At 63.2% G+C, this 21,688-nt stretch carries 15 protein-coding genes; 6 read left to right on the top strand and 9 right to left on the bottom strand.

Annotation, left to right across the window (positions count from 1 at the left end; translation table 11 throughout):
- The first annotated feature begins 16 nt into the window (after positions 1–16).
- Positions 17–1,672, top strand: a complete 1,656-nt coding sequence (locus tag NDN01_RS09285; protein WP_272627110.1) for an ArnT family glycosyltransferase — start codon at positions 17–19, stop codon at positions 1,670–1,672.
- 15 nt (positions 1,673–1,687) lie between these two features.
- Here the strand turns inward: NDN01_RS09285 and NDN01_RS09290 are convergent, their stop codons facing one another.
- The 3 genes from NDN01_RS09290 to NDN01_RS09300 all read right to left on the bottom strand — a co-directional run bounded on the left by NDN01_RS09290 (position 1,688) and on the right by NDN01_RS09300 (position 8,962).
- Positions 1,688–5,893 (bottom strand): translocation/assembly module TamB domain-containing protein, encoded by a 4,206-nt coding sequence (locus NDN01_RS09290; protein ID WP_272627111.1) that lies wholly within the window; start codon positions 5,891–5,893, stop codon positions 1,688–1,690.
- The gene (locus tag NDN01_RS09295; RefSeq protein ID WP_272627112.1) at positions 5,893–7,998 is read right to left on the bottom strand and encodes an autotransporter assembly complex protein TamA; all 2,106 of its coding nucleotides are present in this window, start codon (positions 7,996–7,998) and stop codon (positions 5,893–5,895) included. The genes NDN01_RS09290 and NDN01_RS09295 overlap by 1 nt, the downstream gene beginning before the upstream one ends.
- 280 nt (positions 7,999–8,278) lie before the next feature.
- Complete coding sequence (locus NDN01_RS09300; protein ID WP_272627113.1) at positions 8,279–8,962, bottom strand: O-methyltransferase; 684 nt, start codon at positions 8,960–8,962, stop codon at positions 8,279–8,281.
- An 83-nt stretch (positions 8,963–9,045) separates the two neighbouring features.
- Between NDN01_RS09300 and NDN01_RS09305 the strand changes: the two genes are divergently transcribed.
- Together NDN01_RS09305 and NDN01_RS09310 are read left to right on the top strand one after the other, a co-directional pair.
- Positions 9,046–9,840, top strand: coding sequence for an AraC family transcriptional regulator (locus NDN01_RS09305; protein ID WP_272627114.1), 795 nt, complete (start codon positions 9,046–9,048; stop codon positions 9,838–9,840).
- Positions 9,841–10,090: 250 nt separating this feature from the next.
- On the top strand, positions 10,091–10,669 hold the full coding sequence (locus NDN01_RS09310; protein ID WP_272627115.1) for a CC0125/CC1285 family lipoprotein: 579 nt from the start codon (positions 10,091–10,093) through the stop codon (positions 10,667–10,669).
- A gap of 39 nt (positions 10,670–10,708) precedes the next feature.
- On the opposite strand, the gene secA is transcribed toward NDN01_RS09310, so the two are convergent.
- The 3 genes from secA to NDN01_RS09325 form a co-directional block, all read right to left on the bottom strand.
- Positions 10,709–13,444: a preprotein translocase subunit SecA gene (gene secA, locus NDN01_RS09315; protein WP_272627116.1), complete on the bottom strand. Its 2,736-nt coding sequence runs from the start codon at positions 13,442–13,444 to the stop codon at positions 10,709–10,711.
- A gap of 100 nt (positions 13,445–13,544) precedes the next feature.
- Positions 13,545–13,808, bottom strand: coding sequence for a hypothetical protein (locus NDN01_RS09320; RefSeq protein WP_272627117.1), 264 nt, complete (start codon positions 13,806–13,808; stop codon positions 13,545–13,547).
- A 63-nt stretch (positions 13,809–13,871) separates the two neighbouring features.
- Positions 13,872–14,336: an energy transducer TonB gene (locus tag NDN01_RS09325; protein ID WP_272627118.1), complete on the bottom strand. Its 465-nt coding sequence runs from the start codon at positions 14,334–14,336 to the stop codon at positions 13,872–13,874.
- 108 nt (positions 14,337–14,444) lie between these two features.
- Here NDN01_RS09325 and argJ point away from each other — a divergent pair, with 108 nt between their 5' ends.
- The 3 genes from argJ to NDN01_RS25965 all read left to right on the top strand — a co-directional run bounded on the left by argJ (position 14,445) and on the right by NDN01_RS25965 (position 16,684).
- Positions 14,445–15,674, top strand: a complete 1,230-nt coding sequence (argJ, locus tag NDN01_RS09330; RefSeq protein WP_272627119.1) for a bifunctional glutamate N-acetyltransferase/amino-acid acetyltransferase ArgJ — start codon at positions 14,445–14,447, stop codon at positions 15,672–15,674.
- 53 nt (positions 15,675–15,727) lie between these two features.
- Positions 15,728–16,339 carry a glutathione S-transferase family protein gene (locus NDN01_RS09335; RefSeq protein ID WP_272627120.1) on the top strand — a complete coding sequence of 204 codons (612 nt, stop codon included), beginning with the start codon at positions 15,728–15,730 and terminating at the stop codon, positions 16,337–16,339.
- Positions 16,340–16,495: 156 nt separating this feature from the next.
- Positions 16,496–16,684 (top strand): SEC-C metal-binding domain-containing protein, encoded by a 189-nt coding sequence (locus NDN01_RS25965; protein ID WP_443025218.1) that lies wholly within the window; start codon positions 16,496–16,498, stop codon positions 16,682–16,684.
- Here the strand turns inward: NDN01_RS25965 and NDN01_RS09340 are convergent.
- The 3 genes from NDN01_RS09340 to NDN01_RS09350 form a co-directional block, all read right to left on the bottom strand.
- Positions 16,667–17,764, bottom strand: coding sequence for an IS630 family transposase (locus tag NDN01_RS09340; protein ID WP_272627121.1), 1,098 nt, complete (start codon positions 17,762–17,764; stop codon positions 16,667–16,669). The genes NDN01_RS25965 and NDN01_RS09340 overlap by 18 nt on opposite strands.
- A 173-nt stretch (positions 17,765–17,937) precedes the next feature.
- Positions 17,938–20,367 carry a glycosyltransferase gene (locus NDN01_RS09345; RefSeq protein ID WP_272627122.1) on the bottom strand — a complete coding sequence of 810 codons (2,430 nt, stop codon included), beginning with the start codon at positions 20,365–20,367 and terminating at the stop codon, positions 17,938–17,940.
- A 10-nt stretch (positions 20,368–20,377) separates the two neighbouring features.
- Positions 20,378–21,493, bottom strand: coding sequence for a hypothetical protein (locus tag NDN01_RS09350; RefSeq protein ID WP_272627123.1), 1,116 nt, complete (start codon positions 21,491–21,493; stop codon positions 20,378–20,380).
- Between the last annotated feature and the right edge of the window lie 195 nt (positions 21,494–21,688).

A 21,688-nucleotide genomic window follows, 5' to 3' on the forward strand; every position in this document is an offset into this window, starting at 1 on the left:
CATGTCTTTCGATACCATGACGAAACCGATCGCTCCGGCCCGTAACCGGCTGCTCGTCCAATGGACGGAAGCTGGAATATTGATGCTCATCCTGGCGATCGCGGCGGGATTGCGGATTTATGGCGTCGGCTTCGGCCTGCCCGCGCTGAATGATCCGGACGAGCCGCTGTTCGTGATGAAGTCGCTCGACATGCTGCGAAACCACAGCCTCAATCCGGGCTGGTTCGGTCACCCGGGCACCACGACCCTCTATTGCCTCGCCCTGGTCAGCCTGGGCGTGGGCGGCCTGGGCATCGCCACCGGCCGCTTCGCTGACAGCCAGGCGCTCATGGCAGCCGTCTATGCCGATCCCGGCATCCTGTTCCTGCCAGCCCGGCTGTTCATCGTCGCCTGCGGCATTGCCTGCGTCTGGCTCACCTGGTCGCTGGGCAAAAGGCTTGGCGGCCCCAGGCTCGGGCTGGTCGCCGCGGCGTTCCTCGCGGTGAACTCGGTCCATATCGAATATTCGCAGATCATCCGCACCGACGTGCAGGCGACCGTCTTCATGCTGCTGAGCACCCGATCGGCGGTGGCCATCGCGCGCGGGGGCCGGCCGCGCGACTACCTGATGGCCGGCGTCTGGGCAGGCCTTGCCTGCGCGACCAAATGGCCGGCGGCGATCATCGTCCTCAATCCGTTGTGCGCCGGCCTCTATCGGGGCTGGCATGATCGCCACGAACTGCGGCGCGTCGCGCTGCTGCCCGTCATGGCGCTTGCCACCCTGCTGCTCGTTTCGCCCTATCTGCTGCTCGATTATCCCACGGTAGTGCAAAACCTCGCCGGTGAAGCGCGGACGGCACATCCCGGTGCGACGGGCGGCGGTTTCCTGGCCAATCTCGCCTGGTATGCGGGCCATCCGCTATTGGCGTCGTTCGGCGGAGCTGGCCTCGCCCTGGTCCTGCTCGGCGCGATCGGCGCATTGCGTCGCGCGCGGGTTGCAACCGTCGCAGTTCTGCCCGGCGCCCTCGCGTTCCTGCTGGTCATCGGCGCTCAGGCCCTGCTCTGGGAACGCTGGATCGTGCCGCTGTTGCCCTTCGCGGCGATCGCGGCAGCGGCGGAGCTGTGCTGGCTGGCCGACTGGTTGCGCGCCCGGGTGAATCGCCGCCTCCCCCTGCTCGAAGCCATGGCAGCGCTGTTGCTGGCGCTCCCGATGCTCCAGGCCGCGAAGGTCAGTGCAACAGAGCGTGCGCATGACACGCGCCAGGCCGCCAGTGCCTGGATCAGGGAAAACGCTCCGCCCGGCAGCAGGATCGTGGTGGAACATGCCGCGTTCGATCTGCTTCAGATGGGCGCCTGGCGCTTCCTGTTTCCCCTCGGCTCCGCCGGTTGCGTCGATGTCGAGGATATCCTCGCCAAGCGAATCCGCTATTCGGAGGTAGAGACCCTGCGATCGGGACGGGCCGTCGTCGATCTTGCCCATGTGGATGCCGCGCTGCTTCCCACCTGCCGCGCCGACTTCGTCATCCTGAGCCATTATGACGGCTATCGTGCCGACCCGGCACATTTCCCGGACGAACTCGCCCGATATGCTCAATTGCTACGCGGTGGCAGGCAGGTCGCCGTGATCCGCCCCAAACCCGGTATCCGGACCGGGCCCGTGGTCCGGATCATCAGCCTGTCGCCGGCACGATAGCCTCGGGCTCTATCGTCAATAATCCTTGGAATAGCGCAGGTTGATCGCGGTGCCGTTGGAGCCGCCGGTCTGGCTCAGGATGCTCAACGCCTTCGACAGGGCGATCTCGATCTGGGTCGCGGTGAAGCCCCGGGTATCGGTGACGATCTCCACATAGATATCGTTCGAGATATATTTGCCCGCGGCGACCGACGTTCCGCGCCCGGTTGCCTCGTCCGCCCCGAGAACCCGCAGGCGATCGATGCCGGAAGCCGACCGTAGCTTGCCGAGCGGATTGAGCCCGCCGCCCGAGCCGCGCAACGAATTGAGCGCGGCGGCAAGCTGGATCGCCTGCATCGGCGACAATTCGGTCACCGAATTGCCGAACAGGATCCGCGAGAGCAATTCGTCCTGCGGCAGGCTGGGCGAGGAGCTGAAGGTGATCTGCGGGTTCTGCGCCCGGCCGGCGATATTGATCGTGACGGCGGTGCCGGAAATGGTCGCCGTCGCCTTCATCGACAGCAACGGGTTCGTCACCGCGCCGCCCTCGAAACGGATCACACTCTCCTGATCAAGATCGAAGCGCTTGCCCGCGAAATTGTAGGTGCCGCGCACCAGATCGACATTGCCGATGACTTCCGGCGTGGCGGAGGTGCCGCCGACCCGCAAATCCGCGCTCCATTCGCTCTCCAGGCCCATGCCGGAAACGAACAGGCGATTGTCGGCATGGATTCGCAGGTCGAGCTTGAACAGGCTGGGCACGCCTGCCGCCGCCGCGGCGGCATCGCTCGCTGCCTGGGCGCGGCTGGTGCCCTTGCGCCGCACGCCCTGGAGCTCGGCGACTTCGGCCGCGCCCTGGCGGATGATCTCGTACCGTACCTCGGGCAGGTTAAGCGTACCGGAGACCAGCCCGCCATTCGCCTTGCTGTTGGTGACGGCGATATCCCCGGAGACGGTCGCGCCAAGTGCATCGCTGCGGGCAAGCTGCGCGTTGCTCAATGTCGCCCTTATATCGATCGGGAAGCCCGCATCGGCCCCGAAGCCGACGCTGCCCTTTGCTGAAACGCTGCCCTTCCCGGCGCGCCCGTTGAATTCGGTGATCTCAAGCCGGTCGCTGGTGAAGCGGCCGCTCAGCCGGATCGCGCTGATGCGCGTGCCATAGGTCTCATTGTCATAAGCGAGCGCATTGGCCCGGATCAGGCCGGTCAGTTGCGGGCTGGACAGACGGCCGGAGAAATCGGCGGCAATGCCGATCTGGCCGGTAAGCGTCTGGTTCGCGAGGCCGGCCAGGCTCCACAAGACATCGGCCGGGCCATTGTAGCGGATTCCGCCGCCCAGCGGCGCATTCATCAGGGCGGTCGTCCAGTCCCCCTCGCCGACAGGCTGCAACCGCACCTGCGCCCGGCCGATCGCCGCCCCGCCGCGCTTGATCAGCGCACCAAGCGTGCCGCCTTCGGGACGGAGCGTGCCAAGCGCGGAGATGTCGACCGGCGTCGAGACGACCGCGGCCCCCGAACGCGTGAAACCGCGAACGTCGAGGTGCAGATCGGCGCGCGGCATTCCCGACCCGGCCTGTACGAAGTCGAGGCTGCCGGTCGCGCGGCCGCCAATGCCCGCACCGGCAGCGAACGCATTGAGGATCGCGAGATCGAAATTGTCGAACCGCGACTGAAGCTCCAGGGTCTTGCCATAGCGCCCGGCAACCCGGACCTGCCCCTGCGGCACGACGATCGCGACCGGCGCGAGCGCATAGGTGCCATGATCGTTCCTGATTATCGCCGGCTGGGCCAGATGGAATGCCACGGTGCCGACCTGCCCCTGCGCCGCGACCCGGTACAGGTCAGGCGAAAGCTGCGCGTTGGCGGCGACGCGGAAGCTCACGCCGCTCTCGCCGTTGGCGACGACTTGCGCGGTGCCGTGGCCACCCTGATAATTCACCTTGGCGCGCGCGGTCTGGAGGTAGAAGCCGCCCTGGCGGACGCCGGCAAGCTGTATATCGGCGACGATTTCCGGCGCCTTGGCATAGAGCGTGATCGTCGCCTCAACGATCGCGCGTTCGATCACGAGCTTTGCCTCGCCGGGGATATGCGCGCCGTTTGCGCGGGCCGAAACCTGGGCGCGCTGCACGGCGCCGACCGCCGACAGGGTGACGGTGCCGTTGATCCCAGACCCGTTGGCGGTGAGCCGGCCCAGGAACGGACCCGCGGGTGCCTGACGAACCGTGCCGGCGAAATCGACCCCGGCGAAACGCGCACGGTGGATGTCGATCGTCAGCGGCCCTCCGCCGGTGCGGATCAGCACGTCAGCGTTGAACGGCCCGTAGGGCGATCCGCCGGTCGCCACCACGGCATAGCCGGTGCCTGTGCCCCGGATCGTCGCCTCCACATCGCTGAGCTGCACGCCGACATTGGGACGACTGGCGCGCAGCCTGATCAGCGGGCGCTCGGCGGTGCCCGACACGACAAGCGCGAGCGGGCCATATTGCGTCGAACTGCCCTGCGCGGTGAAGGCGATTCGGCCATCGGGCAGATAGCTGCCCTGGCCTCCGGTGAGGCGGAAGCTTGGTGCCGCAACGCGCAGATTCTCGACCCGGAACACACCCTTCGGATCGAAGCTGATGTTGCCGACGATCACGGCGCGGCCGCCGAGGAAATTCTCGACGCCCGCGTTGTCGAGCTTCACCGTGGCGACCCCGAACCGCCCCTTCAGCCCGAAGCCACCCGACGCTACGGTAACCAGCTTCATGTCGGTCGTGGCGTTGATGATGCCGACTCCGTCGATGCGGTAATCGTTGATCCGGCCCTTCAGGCCAGCACGATATATGCCGGTCGAGAGGTCGGCGACCACGATCGCGGTCGCGTCGATCTGCGGCGAACGAATGCGCAGATTGTCCGACAGGATGGTATCCCCGGAAATCGCGAACTCGCCGTTCACGGTCACCTTGGTGAGCAGTCCGCCGGCCGCAGCGTTCAACCCGGTGACTCGCGCGATGCGGGCCGAGACGGGCACGATGATCCGGTCGGCATCAACCCGGCTGCGCCCCTCGGCATAAAGGCCCTGCACCACGGTCTTATCGAAGCCGATCGCCGCCGCGCTGATCTTGTAATCGACCAGCGGCCGGACAAAGGCACCGTCGAGGCGAAGCGAGGCGCGGACATCGCGACCGTTGAGATTCGGTGCGATCGATCCCGGGGTGAGCAGCCCTGCCTCGACCTGCATGCCCTCGAAACGACTCTTCGCCAGATCCACCACGCCATTAGCCGTCACCGCCAGCGCATTGGAGCGCAGCGACAGCCTTGTGGTCGCGCGGCGCGCAGCGAGCGTGGTGGTGAAGTCGACCAGCAACGCCGGTGCGGTCAGCCGCTCGACCGGCCCGGCCAGGATCAACCCGGGATGAAGCGGCCCGCGCACGGTGAAGGTGCCGTTGCGCGCGGTGACGTCCAGCGCGGCAAGCGTCTTACCGCCGAGCGCTGCCTCGGCCTTGCCCTGCCAGGACGACCAACTTCCGCGCCCGTTGATCTGCGCGGCCAGCGGCTGCTTCAGCCCGGCCATCCCCGCGACGATCCCTCCGGCCGGAGCATTGAGTCGCGCGTCGACGATCAGGCGATCCTGGTCCGGCACCGCATCGAGCACGAGCGCAAGCCGATCGCCCCCGTCGAGCGCGGCGGCGTTGCCGGTGATCTGCGCGCGAGCATCGGCGATATGCGCCACCGCATCGAGCGTCATTGTCCGTCGCGTGCCCGTGATCGGCGCGCCGAGGACGAGACGTCCGACCTTCAGGCGCCCGATATCGATGTCGATATCAGGCAGGGTCGGCGCATTGGGATCGCTCGGCACCGGCTTCAGCTCGGGCAACCGGGCGAGCGTGATCAACGGCGCGGCGGCGGAGCGTATATCAGCGTGGTTGCGGATGAAGGCGAAGGGCCGCCAGTCGAGATCGATCCGCGGCGCGGTCGCGAAGACTCCCTTCGGGTCGCTGATCCTCAGGTCGCGGATGGTGAGCTTGCCGTAGAGCGAGCCGTCCAGGCGCCCGAGCTCGACCTTGAGGCCGGATGCCGTTTCATAGCCTGAGAGCTTGCCGACCAGAAAACGCCGGCCAGGGTCGGTATTCAGCGCGAAGACCGCGACGATCGCCAGGGCGAGCAGACCGGCGAGCGCGATGGCCAGCCAGGTCGCGATGCGCCCGATCGGGAAACGGCGGCGCGGTGCCGGTGCGGCGGTCTCGACGTCGGTTTCCGGCATCAGAAGGCCTGTCCGATCGAGATATAGATCGCGACCTTGGATTCGCCCTTGCGCCGGCCAAGCGGGGTGGCGACGTCGAAGCGAACCGGGCCGAAATTGGTATAATAGCGCGCACCGATGCCGGCGCCGTAGCGCAGGTCGGTGAATTTGGGCTGGGTCGAGGCATAGGCCTGGCCGACGTCGAAGAAGGGTACGATCCCGAAATTGCCGAACCGGTACCGCGCCTCGATCGCGCCCTCGACCAGGCTGCGCCCGCCCACCGGATCATTGTTGCTGTCGCGCGGACCGAGTTGCTGATAGCCGAAACCCCGCACCGAGCCGCCACCGCCCGCATAAAGCCGACGCGAGGGCGCGATCGCATCGCGCGGTGCGCCGGCGATCGAGGCAACGCGGATTCGACCCGCCATCACCAGGCTGTCCGTGACCGGGTAATAGGTGCTGCCGTCCATCTGGGCGCGGATATAACGATAGTTGCTGCCTTCGGTCTGTGACGTCTCGGGGCTGATGCGGACCATCGCGCGGAAGCCCTTGGTCGGATCGAGCAGGCTGTTGGTGCTGTCGAAACCGACCTGGCCGTTTATCCCGGCGATGCCGTAATTCTGATAAGCGCGCTTGCCCGTCGCCGCCTGGAACGTGTCTTCGCGCGATCCAAGCAGTTCGAAGCCATAGGCCCAGGTCCAGCGCTTCTGCCAGATCGGCGTTGAATCAAGCGAGATCCGGCCGTTGATACCCAGCGTCAGCGCCTTGTATGCGTCGAAATTCTGACGATTGGCGGTAACCGAAAGCAGCACCGTCTTGTCGCGCCGTCCGGCATTGGCCCGGCGGAACGTCGCGGCCGCGCCCTGCTCCTGGGTTCCTGCCGTGCCGCTGAACGCAAGCGACCCTTCCGCGCCGAACAGATTGCGATGTGTCCAGCTCGCATCGAGTCGCAGGCCCTGCCCGGTCGAATAGCCGGCAGTCGCGGCCAGCCGTCGGGGCTTACCCGCATTCTGGGTGACGAGCAGGTCGACCACCTCGGTCCCATCGGGCGCGAGCTGGCCTGTACGCCGCGGCTCGACCGCGACACTGTCGAACAGCCCGGTCGCGACCAGCGCCTCGCGCAGATCGTTGACTCGGCGGTCGTCATAGAGTTCGCCCGGCTTGAACCGCGCGAGGACGCCGACATGGGCCGCGTTGAACGCCAGCTTGCCGGTCGTGGAGTACGTGCCGAACGACGAACGCGGTCCGGGATCGACCGGCAGCGTATAGGCGCCGAGATGAGTCGCATCGTCGAGCTCGATGTCGCGCTCCCCGACCTTGACGAAGGGATAGCCCTGCTGCGGCAATTGCAGCGCCACGCCACCCTCCGCTGCCTCGATCGCGCTGGCGACGATCGGATCGCCGGTCCGCAACGCAAGCGCGCTCCTGACAAGGCCCGGCGGCACCGTCTCGGGCCCTTCGATCACGATCGCGCCGAGCGTATAGCGCGAACCGGGCGAGGCGCTGATCGTCGCGGTGACTCGACCGGGCTGGTTCTGCACCGGCTCGACCAGCGACGAAACGACGCCGTCATAATAGCCTTCGGCCCGCAACATCCGCAGCGCCAGGCCCTCATCCTCCCGGGCACGGGCTGAAATCACCGCGCCGTTGGCGCCCTTGCCGTCCCCCTTGTCGAGCGAGGAGAGCGCCCGGAAGGGATGCTCCAGGCCGACCGCTTCCAACCCCTCGACCTTGACCGAATACCGAAGCTCGGGAGGCGCATCGGAGGCCTCCTTGCCGGTGGCCGCGGCAGGCGGCTCGACGTCGAAGCCCGCTAATGGCGGCAGTGGTTCGGCGAGCGCCGGGTCGACCGCGGCGGGCGCGGCGGCGGGCTGCTGCGCCGGTTGCGCACCGGCAGGAGTGGCTGGCTGCGTCACCGGCATCAAATCAATGCTTTCGATCGGCGCGAGCGGCTGGTTCAGGGCGGGGTCGATCGCCGGCAATGCCTGCTCGAACTGCGAATCCGGGATGATCGGCGCGTCGGCACCCTGTCCCGCGGGATCAGTCGCCTTGGCGGATTCTTTCTGACTATCCCGCGCCTGCTCGAGCGGATCTGGACGCCGTTGCGCCGTGGCAGGTTGTGCCATCGCGCATGCGCTGGCCAACAGGATGACGCTCGACCGTGAATGCAAAACCGCTTGCCCGCCCCCAGCTAGAATAATCGGCTACTCTCGCAAAGCCTTACGGTTCACGAGCATAGCGGTCCATATGCATTGGAACCGTCCCGGCCCTTCCTTATAACCAGCCGGTCGCCTTCATGTTCCGGCCGCGCCCAACAAAATCCGCTTGAGCAGCGATTGGGCAGGCGATCCCATAGGCGCTAGCTTAGCATTCGAGGCGTTTCGACGTGGAGATATGCCAGCCCGCTCAGCTTTCGCGTACGGCCACGAGTGTTCCGCTTCTGAAAGGCAACATGCTGGTCCGCCAGGTCGGGCTCGACAGACGTTCGATCACCGGCTTCAATTCCATGCGGAACTGCGCGACATTATCGACGAACACGATCGCCCCATTCGATAACGACGGCTCGACCGTTCGAAGAACATCGAGCGCAAGTTGCGGCCAACCATCAAGCAAGAGAAAGTCCACCTGCTCATCGAGGCAGGCTAGCGTTTCGCGTGCGTCGCCCTCGCGGATCTCCACCAGGTTGGCGAGACCGGCCGCCGCGAGATTCGCTTGCGCTGCCGCCGCCTTCGCCGGCACCAGTTCGGTGCCTATCACGCGTCCGCCGCAACCCGCGTCCCGAATCGCCGAGGCGAGATAGATGGTCGAGACGCCGAAGGATGTGCCGAATTCGACGGCGCAGCGCGGTCTCCGCGCCCGGGCAAGCAGGTAGAGGAGATCGCCTTGCGCAGGATTGAGCGGCAGGAGTTTGTCGTCGAAGAAGCCAATGTCCCTGGGCGGCTTGACCGGGCGCCCGAGCAGCATGGAAGGCAAGCGGGGCAAATAGTGGCGAAAGAGCGTCGGTAGCTGTTTGCTCGCTTTTCTCTGCAGCCGATCGACGACAGTTCGCGCGGTCGGATCCAGAACGGAAGGATGAAAAGCGTCAGTCATAGATCGATACCTCAGACTGTACCTTACTGTCTGCGGCACGACGGCTGTAAAGCATTGCAGCCATGATGTAGCATGGAGCTGCCATGATCGCTTATGGACCCACCGCCGTTCCGCTGCCCGTCGGCGAGATCCTGGTCGCCGCCCGCGGCCGCGATCCGGCGGGTCACGGCTCGCTGCCGCACCGACACCCGGAGGGCCAGCTCTTGGGATCGCTGAAAGGCCTGATCTCGGTCGGCACCGAAAAGGGCGTGTGGGTGGTGCCGGCAACTCATGCAGTATGGCTGCCGCCACATGAGCCGCACTGGGCACGCTCGCATGGGGCAATGGATGGGTGGACCGTCTATGTGGCGGAAGATGCCTGCGCGGGCCTGCCCCGCGAGGCCTCCACGATCCGTACCTCCGGCCTGCTGCGCGCGGCAGTGCTGCGGGCCGCGGGGTGGACGCCCGGTCCGAAGGGCCCCGCCGCCGAGCGGGTTGCGGCCGTAATCCTCGACGAGATCGGCGGCCTGCCGGTGGAGACGTTCGGCCTGTCGCTACCACGCGATCCACGAATGCTGCGGGTTGCGCAAGCGCTGATCGACGACCCCGCCGATGATCGCGCAATCGGCGCCTGGGCGGCGCTGGCGTGCGTGAGCGAGCGCACGCTCAGCCGCCGGTTCGTTGAGGAGACGGGCTTCAGCTTGAGGGTCTGGCGCCAGCGCTCGAAACTCATGCGCGCCCTGGAGATGCTGGCTGAGGGACAGGCGGTTACCACGATCGCGCTCGACCTTGGGTATGCCACGGCAAGCGGTTTCATCGCCCTGTTTCGCCGGACGTTCGGCGAACCGCCTGCCGCCTATCGCGCCGAGGTGATCGATGCGGATCGCGCCGACCCTTAGATTGCAACGATTCTCGAAACACCCTTCCCAATCGACTCAATAGCTAAGCGTTACGGACAACCGAGCCCCGCACCGTCTTCCTCGCATGAGCTGGAGCTGTCCCGGCAGGCGCATTCGGGGGTCGGATCATTACCATTCCGTGACGATCTGCTGACGACTTTGTCACGGACACTTGAGCTCAGTCGAACGTTCCACAACTGACGGCCGCTGCGGCACGCTTTGCCGCATCGGTCCGTGCCTGGAGGAAGAGATGAAGACGACGAGAACTTCGCGGGCCGCACTGTTTGCAGCGCTGGGTGCCGCAACCCTGATGACCGCCGGCTGCGCCACCGAAACGACTTACCGGCCAGCGACCGGCACCGGCTTCGAGCGGGCCGGTTATAGCGACCGGATGATCGAGCCGAACCGCTTCATGGTGAGCTTCGCGGGCAACAGCTACACATCGCGCGACACGGTCGAGCGCTATCTGCTGTATCACGCGGCGGAGCTGACGGTTCAGCACGGCTATGATTATTTCATCCTGGCCGATCGCAATACCGATCGGAAGACGCGGACCTACACCACGCCGGGCGCCTTTGGCCCAGGACCATATGGATATTGGGGCGCGAGCTGGCGCTATCGCGGCCGCGGCTTCGGCTGGCGTAGCTGGGATCCGTTCTGGGGCGATCCGTTCTGGGATCGCGGCGTCGATGTCACCACCGTCGACAAATATGAAGCCAGTTCGGAAATCGTGCTCGGTCGCGGTCCCAAGCCGGCGGACAATGTCCGCGCCTTCGATGCGCGCGAGGTGATCAACAACCTCGGCCCGTCGATCGTCGCGCCGAAATAACCAAAGGGCTCCCCCGCTCGTCGCGGGGGAGCCCCTTTCTCATACCGCCCCGTGGCAGTGCTTGTACTTGCGGCCCGACCCGCAAGGACACGATGCGTTGCGGCTCACCTTGCCTTCCCAGTCGGCCGGGTCCTCGCCCACCTCCTCCCCGGTCGGCCGCGGGATCGATAGCGGCGGCAAGGTCGTGGTCAAAAGGCCGCGGGTGCCGGCGTCGAAATCCGCGCTGTCGTCGTCGCCGCTGAACGGGTCGAAATGCGTGGTGATGAAGTCCGGCAGGTCGGGCAACGCCGGCCGCTCCTCGAGCTGGAACTGCGCATGCGCGATGGTGCGGGTCACGTCCTCGCGAATATTGCCCAGCATCCGCTCGAACAGCGAAAAGGCTTCCTGCTTATATTCGTTGATCGGCGTCTTTTGCGCATAGGCGCGCAGGTGGACGACCTGGCGCAGCGCGTCGAGCGTCGCCAGATGCTCCTTCCAGTGATGGTCGAGATTCTGCAGCAGGATCGACTTCTCTACCTGGATCCACTGCTCCGGCTCAAGCATCGCGGCCTTCTCAGCGACCATCGCATCGGCCGCCTCGCGCACGCGCTCCTCGACTACCTCCGGATCGATCGCCTCTTCCTTCAGCCAGTCGTCGATCGGCGGCTCGAGCGCGAGCATCTCGGCCAGCTTCGTGCGCATGCCCTCGATATCCCATTGCTCGGGATAGCTGTTGGGCGGGCACGCATCGCCGACGATTGAATTGACCAGTTCGGTGCGCATGTCGGCAACGACATCGCCGACCGTGTCGGCATCCATGATGTCAGCGCGCTGCTCGTAGATCACCTTGCGCTGGTCGTTCATCACGTCGTCATATTCGACGACCTGCTTGCGGATGTCGTAGTTGCGCGCCTCGACCTTCTTCTGTGCCGTCTCGATCGCCTTGGAGAGCCATTTCGATCCGATCGCCTCCCCGTCGCCGATGTTCGACCGCATCATCCGCGCGAACAGCGTGTCCGGCCCGAAAATGCGCAGCAGGTCGTCGTCGAGGCTCAGGTAGAAGCGGCTGAGGCCCGGGTCGCCCTGACGGCCCGAACGACCGCGAAGCTGGTTGTCGATGCGGCGGCTCTCGTGCCGCTCGGTGCCCAGCACGAACAAGCCGCCCGAAGCGAGCACCTCCGCCTTCTCGGCGGAGATCTCAGCCTTGATCCTGGCGATCGCGGCCTCGCGCTCCGGCCCCTCGGGCATCTCGGCCAGCTCGTCGTTGACGCGGAATTCCAGGTTGCCGCCAAGCTGGATGTCGGTGCCGCGGCCGGCCATGTTGGTGGCGATCGTCACCACGCTCTTGCGCCCGGCCTGCGCCACGATGTGCGCCTCGCGTTCATGCTGGCGCGCGTTGAGCACCTCGTGCTTCACGCCTTCCTTGACGAGGAATTCGGACAGCAATTCCGACTTCTCGATCGAGACGGTGCCGACCAGCACCGGCTGGCCCAGCTCGGCGTGATGCTTGATCTTCTTGGCGATCGCCTGGAACTTGTCGGCGGTGTCCTTGTAGAACTCGTCCTCCTCGTCGACGCGCTTCACGCCGACGTTGGTCGGGATGGTGACGACATTCATCTTGTAGATGTCGTAGAATTCGGCCGCTTCGGTCGCCGCGGTACCGGTCATGCCGGAGAGCTTGGGATACATGCGGAAATAATTCTGGAAGGTGATCGAGGCCATGGTCTGGTTCTCGGGCTCGATCTGCACGCCCTCCTTCGCCTCGACCGCCTGGTGAAGGCCGTCCGACCAACGCCGGCCATCCATCATCCGGCCAGTGAACTCATCGATGATGATGACCTTGCCGTCCTTGACGATATAGTCGGTGTCGAGCTTGAACATCATGTTCGCGCGCAGCGCCTGGTTGGTGTGGTGCACCACCTGGGTGTTCTCGAAATCATAGAGGTTCGCGCCCTGGAGCAGGCCGGCCGCCTCGAGCATGCGCTCGACCTTCTCCGTGCCGTCCTCGGTCAGGATGATCGACTTCTGCTTCTCGTCCTTCTCATAGTCCTCGGCGGTGAGCTGCTTCACCACCGCGTCGACGCTCTTGTACAGATCGGACTTGTCGTCGGTCGGACCGGAAATGATCAGCGGCGTGCGCGCCTCGTCGATCAGGATCGAATCGACCTCGTCGACGATCGCGAAGTTGAAGGCGCGCTGCACCATCGAGCTGCGCTCATACTTCATGTTGTCGCGCAGATAGTCGAAGCCGAACTCGTTGTTCGTGCCGTAGGTGATGTCCGAATGGTACGCGTCGCGGCGCTGCTGGTCGGTCAGGTTGGGGATGATCACGCCGACGGTGAGTCCCAAGAAGCGATAGACCTGGCCCATCCAGCCGGCATCGCGCTCCGCCAGATAGTCGTTGACCGTGACGACATGCACGCCGGTGCCCGGCAGCGCGTTGAGATAGGTCGCGAGCGTCGCGACCAGCGTCTTGCCCTCGCCGGTGCGCATCTCGGCGATCTCGCCGCGGTGGAGCACGATGCCGCCGACCATCTGAACGTCGTAATGGCGCTGGCCGAGCGCCCGCTTCGCCGCCTCGCGCACCGTGGCGAACGCCTCGGGCAGCAGGTCGTCGAGCTTGGTGCCGTTCGCCAGCCGCTCGCGGAACAGGATGGTCTGGTTGGAAAGCTCGGCGTCGGTCATCGCCGAGATGGTTGGTTCGAACGCCGCGATCTTCGCGACGATGGAGCCGAGCGACTTGACGTAACGGTCGTTCGAAGAGCCGAAAAGCGATTTGGCAAAGCCGCCGAGCATGGAGAATTCCCGATCTTTGAAGGCATGGCCGCCGGATCGTGCCGGGCGGCGGAATGGACATGACGAAAGGAACCGGCCGAAGCCGGATCAGGCGGTCGCGCTATTCGCGACGACGCTCCGCATAGAGCGGATAGGCATGGTCGAGCGAAAACACCGCATTCACGCCCACTGACGCTGCCGCGACGAGCGCCGGCATCGCCTGAACGATCGGCCGAGCCGCGACGCGCGCGGCGGCCGGCGCAGTCGTGCGCGCCGTGGATGCCTCGACCACTGCCTGATGCAGCCGCACCTCGGGAGCCCGCACGCCGGAAATCGCGCCGGTCAGCGCGCTCAGCAGGGCGGAAAGGATGAGAAGCAGTTCCATCGCGGCGTGCGATGTAGTGGGTCGGGATGCGGGCGTCCAGCGATTGCTCATCACGAAAACCGTTCAGTTCTGCGGCAATACCCATCGGACCGGCACCGTATAATCGCCGATGGTCGCCACACCGTTTCGATCTCGTGCCGGTGTGAAGGTCGCCTGCTTCATCAGGATCGTACAGGTCGTTGAATCGAGGCTCTTCGATCCGCTGCCGGTTGTGATCGTACAATCGGTCGGTGCCCCTGTCGCATCGACCACGACTTTCGCCACCGTACGCCCCTGTTGACCAAGGCGTATTGCGTCGGGCGGATAGGCATCCTCCTCGAACCAGACGCCCGGACTATCGACTGGCGCCGCCTTCGCTCCGGCCAGCGTACGATCAGGCGGCGGCACGACCCGTCCGCCAAGCGCGATCCACAGGCGCGGCCCATATTGCTCGAAGCCGAGGACGATCATCACGATCAGCAACAGGAAGAGCACCACAGCCGTGAAGACCACCGCGATCGTGACGCTCCGCCCCTCTCCGATGATCATGCCGCCTAAATTGTCCCCGTCCCGATGATACAGGCGAATGGCGCGCTGGCCACGCTTTTGGCGGCAACGGCATTTGCCTCCCGCACGCCGGGCCTTATTAGGGCGCCCATGTCCAGCACCCGCTCCCCGCTCGCGCCTGAAGGCTTTCCCGATCTCCCGGCGATCCCGGGCGTGACGCCGCGCATCGCCCGCGCGCGCTACAAGAGCTGGGATCGCTGCGACCTGACCTTCGTCACGCTCGATCCGGGCACGGCGGTGGCCGGCGTGCTGACCCGGAGCCGCTGCCCGTCGCCCGAGGTGGAATGGTGCCGCAAGGCGCTGGTGCTCGGCCAGGCGCGCGCGCTGGTGGTCAATGCTGGAAATTCCAACGCCTTCACCGGCGATCGCGGCCGCGCGGCGGTGGAGAATCTCGCCGCCCGCGTCGCCGGCCGGCTCGGTTGCCAGCCCTCCGACGTATTCGTCGCCTCGACCGGCGTGATCGGCGTGCCGCTGCCGATCGACAAGAGCGAGGCCGGTCTCGATGCCGCCTTCCAGGCCGATCCGTGCAGTTGGGAAGACGCCGCCGCCACGATCATGACCACCGATACCTTCACCAAGGCCGCGGTCACCCAGGCAGTGATCGGCGACAGGACGGTCAGTCTCGTCGGCATCATCAAGGGGTCAGGCATGATCATGCCTGACATGGCGACGATGCTCGGCTTCATCTTCACCGATGCCGCCGTCGATCCCGCCTTCCTCCAGGCCGCACTCTCCGACGCGAACGTGAAGAGCTTCTCCTGCATCACGGTCGACAGCGATACCTCGACCAGCGACACCGTGCTCGCCTTCGCGACCGGCAAGGCAGGCAATGTTCCGCTCGCCTCGTCCGACGACGCCGGGGCTGACGCCTTCCGTGCGGCGCTTGCGGATCTCTGCCTGCAACTTGCCCATCTCGTCGTGCGCGATGGCGAGGGGGCATCGAAGTTCATCACTATCGACGTCACCGGCGCCGAAAGCGACCGCAGCGCGCGAGTCATCGCGATGTCGATCGCCAACTCCCCGCTGGTGAAGACCGCCATCGCCGGCGAGGACGCTAATTGGGGCCGTGTCGTGATGGCCGTCGGCAAGGCCGGCGAACCGGCCGAGCGCGACAGGCTCGCCATCCGCTTCGGCGAAACCCAGGTCGCGCGCGACGGCCTCGCGGTGACCGGCTATGACGAGACACCCGTCGCGGCGCACCTCAAGGGCAGCGAGATCGACATCGGCGTCGATCTGGGCCTCGGCGACGGACGCGCCACGGTTTGGACCTGCGACCTGACCCACGGCTATATCGCGATCAACGCCGATTACCGGAGCTGACCCCCTTCCCCGGCCCTCGCCGGGGAGGCGCATTATTTGAAGGGCACGGAGGCATGCTGACCATCTGGGGTCGCCTGAACTCGCACAACGTGAAGAAAGTCGCATGGTTCGCCGAAGAGGCTGGCCTCGCCTATGTCCGGCATGATGTCGGTGGCCAGTTTGGCATGGACGCCGACTATCTCGCGCGGAATCCCAACGCCCTGATCCCGACGATCGACGATGGCGAGGTGACCCTGTGGGAATCCAACGCGATCCTGCGCTATCTCGCCGCGCGTCATGCGCCGGATCGTTTCTGGCCCGCTGCTCCCGCTGCGCGGGCGATGGCCGATCGCTGGATGGACTGGCAGATCGATTATGCCGAAACCCAGCGCGACGCGTTCGTGAACCTGGTCAGGCGCCCGGAAGGACAGCGCGATGCTGATGCGATCAGGCGATCGGTCGACGCCTGCACCCGGAAGATGGCGGTGCTCGACGCCCATCTCGCGCTGAGCCCCTGGCTGTCGGGTGACGCCTTCGGCATCGGCGACGTACCGATGGGCGTCTATGCTCATAGCTGGTTCACCCTGCCGATCGAGCGGCCGGACCTGCCCAACGTAACCGACTGGTACACCAGCCTCCAGGCACGCCCCGGCTATGCCAGCCAGGTGATGATCCCGCTCACCTGACTTGACGGCCCCTTCGCCCCGGGGCATTCGGCCGCCGTCGCACTCAGGCGACGTTATGACAGGAGGCCGTCATGCACCGCATCGACCAACTCGCCGACCTGCCCTGCTTTCGAGGTCAGCTCGAAGCGGCGTAAGGGATATCCGTCCGAGACGAACGTGAAGCGGGGCTTCCGCTTCGTCCATGGTGATATCGAGCTCATCGAAAAACTCGGCCGGAACGACCCCTGCCCTTGCGCCTCGGGGAAGAGATTTCCGCGCCTGCTGCCTGCAAAGCGGCCGGTTTCGATGGCGCTGAACGCCATGACTATTATCGCTAGTCATCTGAATCTAAAGTTCGGGACATAAATTTTGCTCGGTCTTTTGGCAGGATCGTTTGATCGCGGCGAGGATATCGTCAGCGGATTTTGTCCATCGGAAGGGTTTTGGGTTGGCATTATGCCGCTCGATGAAGCTGCGGATATCGGCCTCCAACTGGGCAGTTGAGGTGTGAACACCGCGCTGGATTTGCTTGCGGGTGAGCTCGGCGAACCAGCGCTCGACCTGATTGATCCACGACGCCGATGTTGGGGTGAAATGGACGTGATAGTGCGGCCTGCGCGCTAACCAGGCCTTGATCATCGGCGTCTTGTGGGTGGCATAATTGTCCATGACAATATGAACGTCGAGGCCGTCTGGAACATTGCCGTCGATCTGTTTGAGAAAATCGAGAAACTCGGTTGCCCGATGCCGCTTGTAGCATTTGCCGATCACTGCGCCGGTGGCGATGTCGAGGGCCGCAAACAACGACGTCGTACCATGCCGAACATAGGTGTTCGTGCGTCGCTCGGGCATGCCGGGCATCATCGGCAACACGGGTTGCTCACGGTCGAGCGCCTGGATCTGCGACTTCTCGTCGACGCACAGGATCAGGGCATGGGTCGGCGGCGAAAGATAAAGGCCGACAATGTCCCTGACCTTGTCGACGAACAGCGGATCGGTCGACAGCTTGAACGTCTCCCCCCGGTGGGGTTGCAGCCCAAAGGCGTTCCACATCCGGCGGATCGTCGTATGGGAGTGACCAGCCGATGCCGCCATGGAACGGATCGACCAGTGGGTCGCATCAGCGGGTAGCGTTCGCAACGTCCGTTCGATCACCGCCGCGACAGCATCGTCGTCGATCGAGCGAGGGCGGCCGGATCGTGGCTCATCGAGTAACCCATCGATGCGCTCGTCCACAAACCGCCGACGCCACTTGCCGACCATATGCTCGCTAACGCCCAGTTCCGCTGCCACTCGCTTGCTTTGCAGGCCATCGGCGCAGCGCAAAACGATACGGCAACGCTCCGATAGCGAGCGCGTCACCCGATGGCGTCGTACCTGTCCCTCCAGATAGTCGTGCTCAGCCGCCGTCAAAATCAGGACATCAACAGGCCGACCTCGCCCCATCTCGCTTGATCCCGTCGTTCAGACAGGATCAGCATACAATGTAACTTACTTCAGTTCCAGATGACTAGGTCGATAAGCAATAATACTTCGACATTTCCGTTCACACTTATCGGAAACTTGCAATTAAAATACAAATTATTCACCGAGATTACTGTCATGCCTTGCGCGCATTATTACCAATACCTACCTTCAGTTCTTCCATGTAAGACGTAATGCAACAAAGGATTCATGCCCGCATCTTTCACATCGGGATTAGCAAGGATATAACGGCCTGAATCGAAATAAGGGTTCGGAAACCTTCCCTCGAATCCGCCGAATTTCAAATAATGGTCCAGCGGATCCATTCCCGACTGTGCCACGTCCGGATATTGCGACACATACCAGCGATCGTCGAAAGCCTCGGAATGACGCAGTCGATCATAGTCGGAAATCTTCCTGCGCCATCGGGTGAGGAACCGGGGGAGCCTGTTGTAGAACCGGCGGCTTCCGATCGTATCAACTCCAGCATGGCTATCCCCGCCCCCTGACAAATGGGCTTGTCGCTTCTGGACGTCGAAATTGCCTGGCAATTCCCGGGCCACGGTTTCATTGATTTGGCGCGCACTATTGGCCGCAGAAAGACTTGCCAAAAGCCAAAACGAGCCTTCGGCGACAGATTGCGACGATGTCGTCTGCACAATTTGATGCTGATTCAAAACGCCGCTAACATAGTGTGAATTTCTTATGTTTTCATCATGGCTTTTAATGTCACAAAACGCATATGCTGCATTCAGTGTCATGATCCGACCCTGCCGTGACTGGAGGCAGTGATTGAACGACCATATCAGGTCGGCGTGCAACTCCTCATCGAACTTCTGACTGACCGCGACGTCTCGCCGGATCGCAATCGGCCCATCGCCAACCCGGTTCCTGACATGTCCGACAAGCGCAGCCTCCCCAACGGCGATGCTGTATCTTATACAGCCCATAGCATGATCGACAGCCGGCGGAGAGTCTGGATCGAAGAAGCCGATCTGACATCCTATGGCATCGATCGATCCGTCGCGATCAAATGCGCTCGATACCCTGTAGAGAAACATGGAATGAAGCAGAGCTCCCGCCGGGACGATTATGACATAGTCGGAGGTGCAGGATTGCACCGCCCTGTTCAGGCTCGCCCCAATGGATTTATCCGTCCTGCTCAGGGAAAGCCGGACGTCGGGAGACCGTGCCTCTTTGATTTGCCTTTCGAGCAGGTTGCGCGCGTCGTCGCCTTCGCCGCTCCATGCGAGAATCAACTCGACATTGCCATGGGCCGACGCTGCAATGTTCCTCATTGTACGCGCGACCTTGGTGGCGTCACCCGCGCCATAGATCACGACGGAGATCCGCGGATCGTCCGCAGAACCCTCGCGCGGTGGAAGGGCGGGCTTCTCCATACGCCATGGATGCGCAAACGCGGGCAATTGGACTATGGTCAGTCGGTCGTCGAACGACGATGCGTGTTTCAGGGCACTCGCCAATCCCGTGGCCGTTCCATCGAATTTGATGCAGTTTACGCCATCGTGCCATAATGTATCCTCTGCGAAGGAGGGGTTAGTGCCGTTAAGGATGACAAGTGCCCCGAGAAGCGATGCCTCGAACGCAGCCAGGCAGAAGGATTCGCAGGCGCTGGTGATTACCACGACGGAGCGCGCGATGAGCGCATCGCGGTCAGCACCCTGGATGTCGCCGTCGAATTCGAAGCGTGAACCCAGCGACGACGGAATCTGGTCGATGACGCTCTGCTTTGAATTTGCGTCGGTAATACGCGCGCAGAATATCGCGCTCCAACCGTTTCCCGCATCGGAATCCAGAAATTCCGAAACGCCGCGAACGAAGATTTCCGGTCGCTTCACATGCTGGAATTTCGACGTAAAGAGCACTTGGCGTTGCCCGTGCCCCGATCTCCAGCTGACGTCAGGATCGAAATCGGTGATTACTGGCGGCGGAGAATAAAAATAGCGACTCTCCCACTCTGCAGGATCGAAGCCGAAAACCTCCCTCACCTTATCGAAGTAGGGCCGGGTTTGAGCAATGACGAGATCGCAATCGCGAAGGGCCTTACGCTCAATGTCGAATATGCTCAGATCGTTCTCGGTGACCGCATAACGCTCCGTACAAAGCAGCACCCCATGAGGTCCATGGAGCCTTATACCGATCGGCACCTCGGTGAAGGCGAGACCTAATTTCTTCTCCTGTATCGTACAATAGCCCAAGCCCCCCCAATCGGTGAACTCGATATAGGCAATCGCGCATTCCTCCGACAACTGGCGCAGCGCCCGCATCGCCACATAGGATCGCCAGTGCCACTCTGTGGCGTCGAAAGCCCATCGCGGCGGAAACACCGCTTCGCCATCGGTCAAGCCGTGCTCGTCATTGATGTCCGCAAAGATCACATCGATCCCGCGCAATTTGGTCGGGACTTTTTGGGGGGGGGCATAGTCGCCGACAATAACGACCGTTACATTCTCTCGCTCTTCGGCCGGTATACTCTCCACCATATTATATATGGCCCTTCCGATACCTCCCCCCGTCAGGGGATAAAGTTCGAAAGTAACGAAAACGATGCGAGCGCCGGTCATATGGGACACCTTAGATTTTCAAAAACTCAGCATAACGATCAAGCGCCAGTGCATCTATCTTGCCTTGATAGTCCAAGACCATATCTTGAATTTCTTTATGTGGCATATCAAGAACTTTTTCTACCGTTTTACGGATTTCGTAAGGTGAGTTATTATGACCTACTGAAACCAGTTTCACATAGTCATGATCTTCATACTGATCGAGATAGAGATCCGATCGAACGCAAGGACGCCCCAAAGATTGAGCTTCTACATTGACCATAGGGTGACAGTCGATCAGTGACACGTTCAATGTCACACGGGATGCAAGATATCTTTCGAACGTCTCTTCCCTATTCGTCGGCTTCAAAATAATGAGCTTTTCCTGCATCGGGAATGGAAGTTCAAGTCCGGAAGCAAACGCCCAGACCTCATCGACATACTCACTTAGACTGGCGCCATAGGCACTTCCGAAAACATTCTTTATCCAATTGTTCCAACCTGGAACGAATGCTGCAACGCGATCGGACTTTCGCATGGCCTCCTGCTTCATGCCATGCTTGGGGGAGACATTATAAATAAGGGGCTTGAACAATGGCGCGTTGGGTAATTCCATGCCATTCTTCATGATATGGATACCGGAAAAGTATCCATTTTGAGCCATATCTATCATTTCGAATACAAATTTTCGTTCCACCTCGTTCCACCACTGGGCGGGCGATCCGTGGAACACCGCGAACAGCCTATCCGTAAGGCCGGCATCGTGGAGCCATCGAATCAGGCTCGCCATATTCGCGGAGAACCCGTGGAATATTATCCGATAAGGATTTTCATCCTGAATCTGCAGCGCCAGGACATTCAGCAATGCCTCAGACAGGGTCACTTCCGGAATGACCAACTTTCTCCCAGGCAACGAACCTGCAGCAGCGCGGATGCCGTGCCATTCCCGGTGGAAAATATGCAGGACGTTGCCAAGACGGGAATCATGCTGCGCATAACGGACGTCCTGTTCATCGTCCCAGGACCAAGCAGCGCCCTGGCCTGCCCGCTGCGCATCAAGAGCGATGCTTTCCTGGTCAAAACGGGCGAGTATCCGTTCCAGATCCCGCGAGAACGGGGACCGCTGCCTTTGGCCTTTCAGCATCATAATCTCCTGTAACCCATCGGGCACGCGGCTTTCGTAGCGCAAACCTGCGCTGCCTGGCGGTCATATGAGGGTGGAGATGACATTCAGCGGGCGGTCGGACACCTGCCCCTCCTGCAATGCCAATTGTCTCTCCGTCCGCTATATCCGAGCGATCAACGGATGCAGGCGGTTTGGTCCCGTCAACGTCATCTGTTG

Origin of the sequence: Sphingomonas sp. QA11 (genome assembly GCF_028473665.1) — a bacterium.
GTDB classification, from domain to species: Bacteria; Pseudomonadota; Alphaproteobacteria; order Sphingomonadales; family Sphingomonadaceae; genus Sphingomonas; species Sphingomonas phytovorans.

Coding starts and splice junctions, on each gene's coding strand:
- NDN01_RS09340 (WP_272627121.1), bottom strand. CDS start 17,764: ATGGGGCGAGGTCGGCCTGTTGATGTCCTGATTTTGACGGCGGCTGAG.
- NDN01_RS09295 (WP_272627112.1), bottom strand. CDS start 7,998: ATGGCACAACCTGCCACGGCGCAACGGCGTCCAGATCCGCTCGAGCAG.
- NDN01_RS09335 (WP_272627120.1), top strand. CDS start 15,728: ATGCTGACCATCTGGGGTCGCCTGAACTCGCACAACGTGAAGAAAGTC.
- NDN01_RS09320 (WP_272627117.1), bottom strand. CDS start 13,808: ATGGAACTGCTTCTCATCCTTTCCGCCCTGCTGAGCGCGCTGACCGGC.
- secA (WP_272627116.1), bottom strand. CDS start 13,444: ATGCTCGGCGGCTTTGCCAAATCGCTTTTCGGCTCTTCGAACGACCGT.
- NDN01_RS09285 (WP_272627110.1), top strand. CDS start 17: ATGACGAAACCGATCGCTCCGGCCCGTAACCGGCTGCTCGTCCAATGG.
- argJ (WP_272627119.1), top strand. CDS start 14,445: ATGTCCAGCACCCGCTCCCCGCTCGCGCCTGAAGGCTTTCCCGATCTC.
- NDN01_RS09325 (WP_272627118.1), bottom strand. CDS start 14,336: ATGATCATCGGAGAGGGGCGGAGCGTCACGATCGCGGTGGTCTTCACG.
- NDN01_RS09350 (WP_272627123.1), bottom strand. CDS start 21,493: ATGATGCTGAAAGGCCAAAGGCAGCGGTCCCCGTTCTCGCGGGATCTG.
- NDN01_RS09300 (WP_272627113.1), bottom strand. CDS start 8,962: ATGACTGACGCTTTTCATCCTTCCGTTCTGGATCCGACCGCGCGAACT.
- NDN01_RS09310 (WP_272627115.1), top strand. CDS start 10,091: ATGAAGACGACGAGAACTTCGCGGGCCGCACTGTTTGCAGCGCTGGGT.
- NDN01_RS09305 (WP_272627114.1), top strand. CDS start 9,046: ATGATCGCTTATGGACCCACCGCCGTTCCGCTGCCCGTCGGCGAGATC.
- NDN01_RS09290 (WP_272627111.1), bottom strand. CDS start 5,893: ATGCCGGAAACCGACGTCGAGACCGCCGCACCGGCACCGCGCCGCCGT.
- NDN01_RS09345 (WP_272627122.1), bottom strand. CDS start 20,367: ATGACCGGCGCTCGCATCGTTTTCGTTACTTTCGAACTTTATCCCCTG.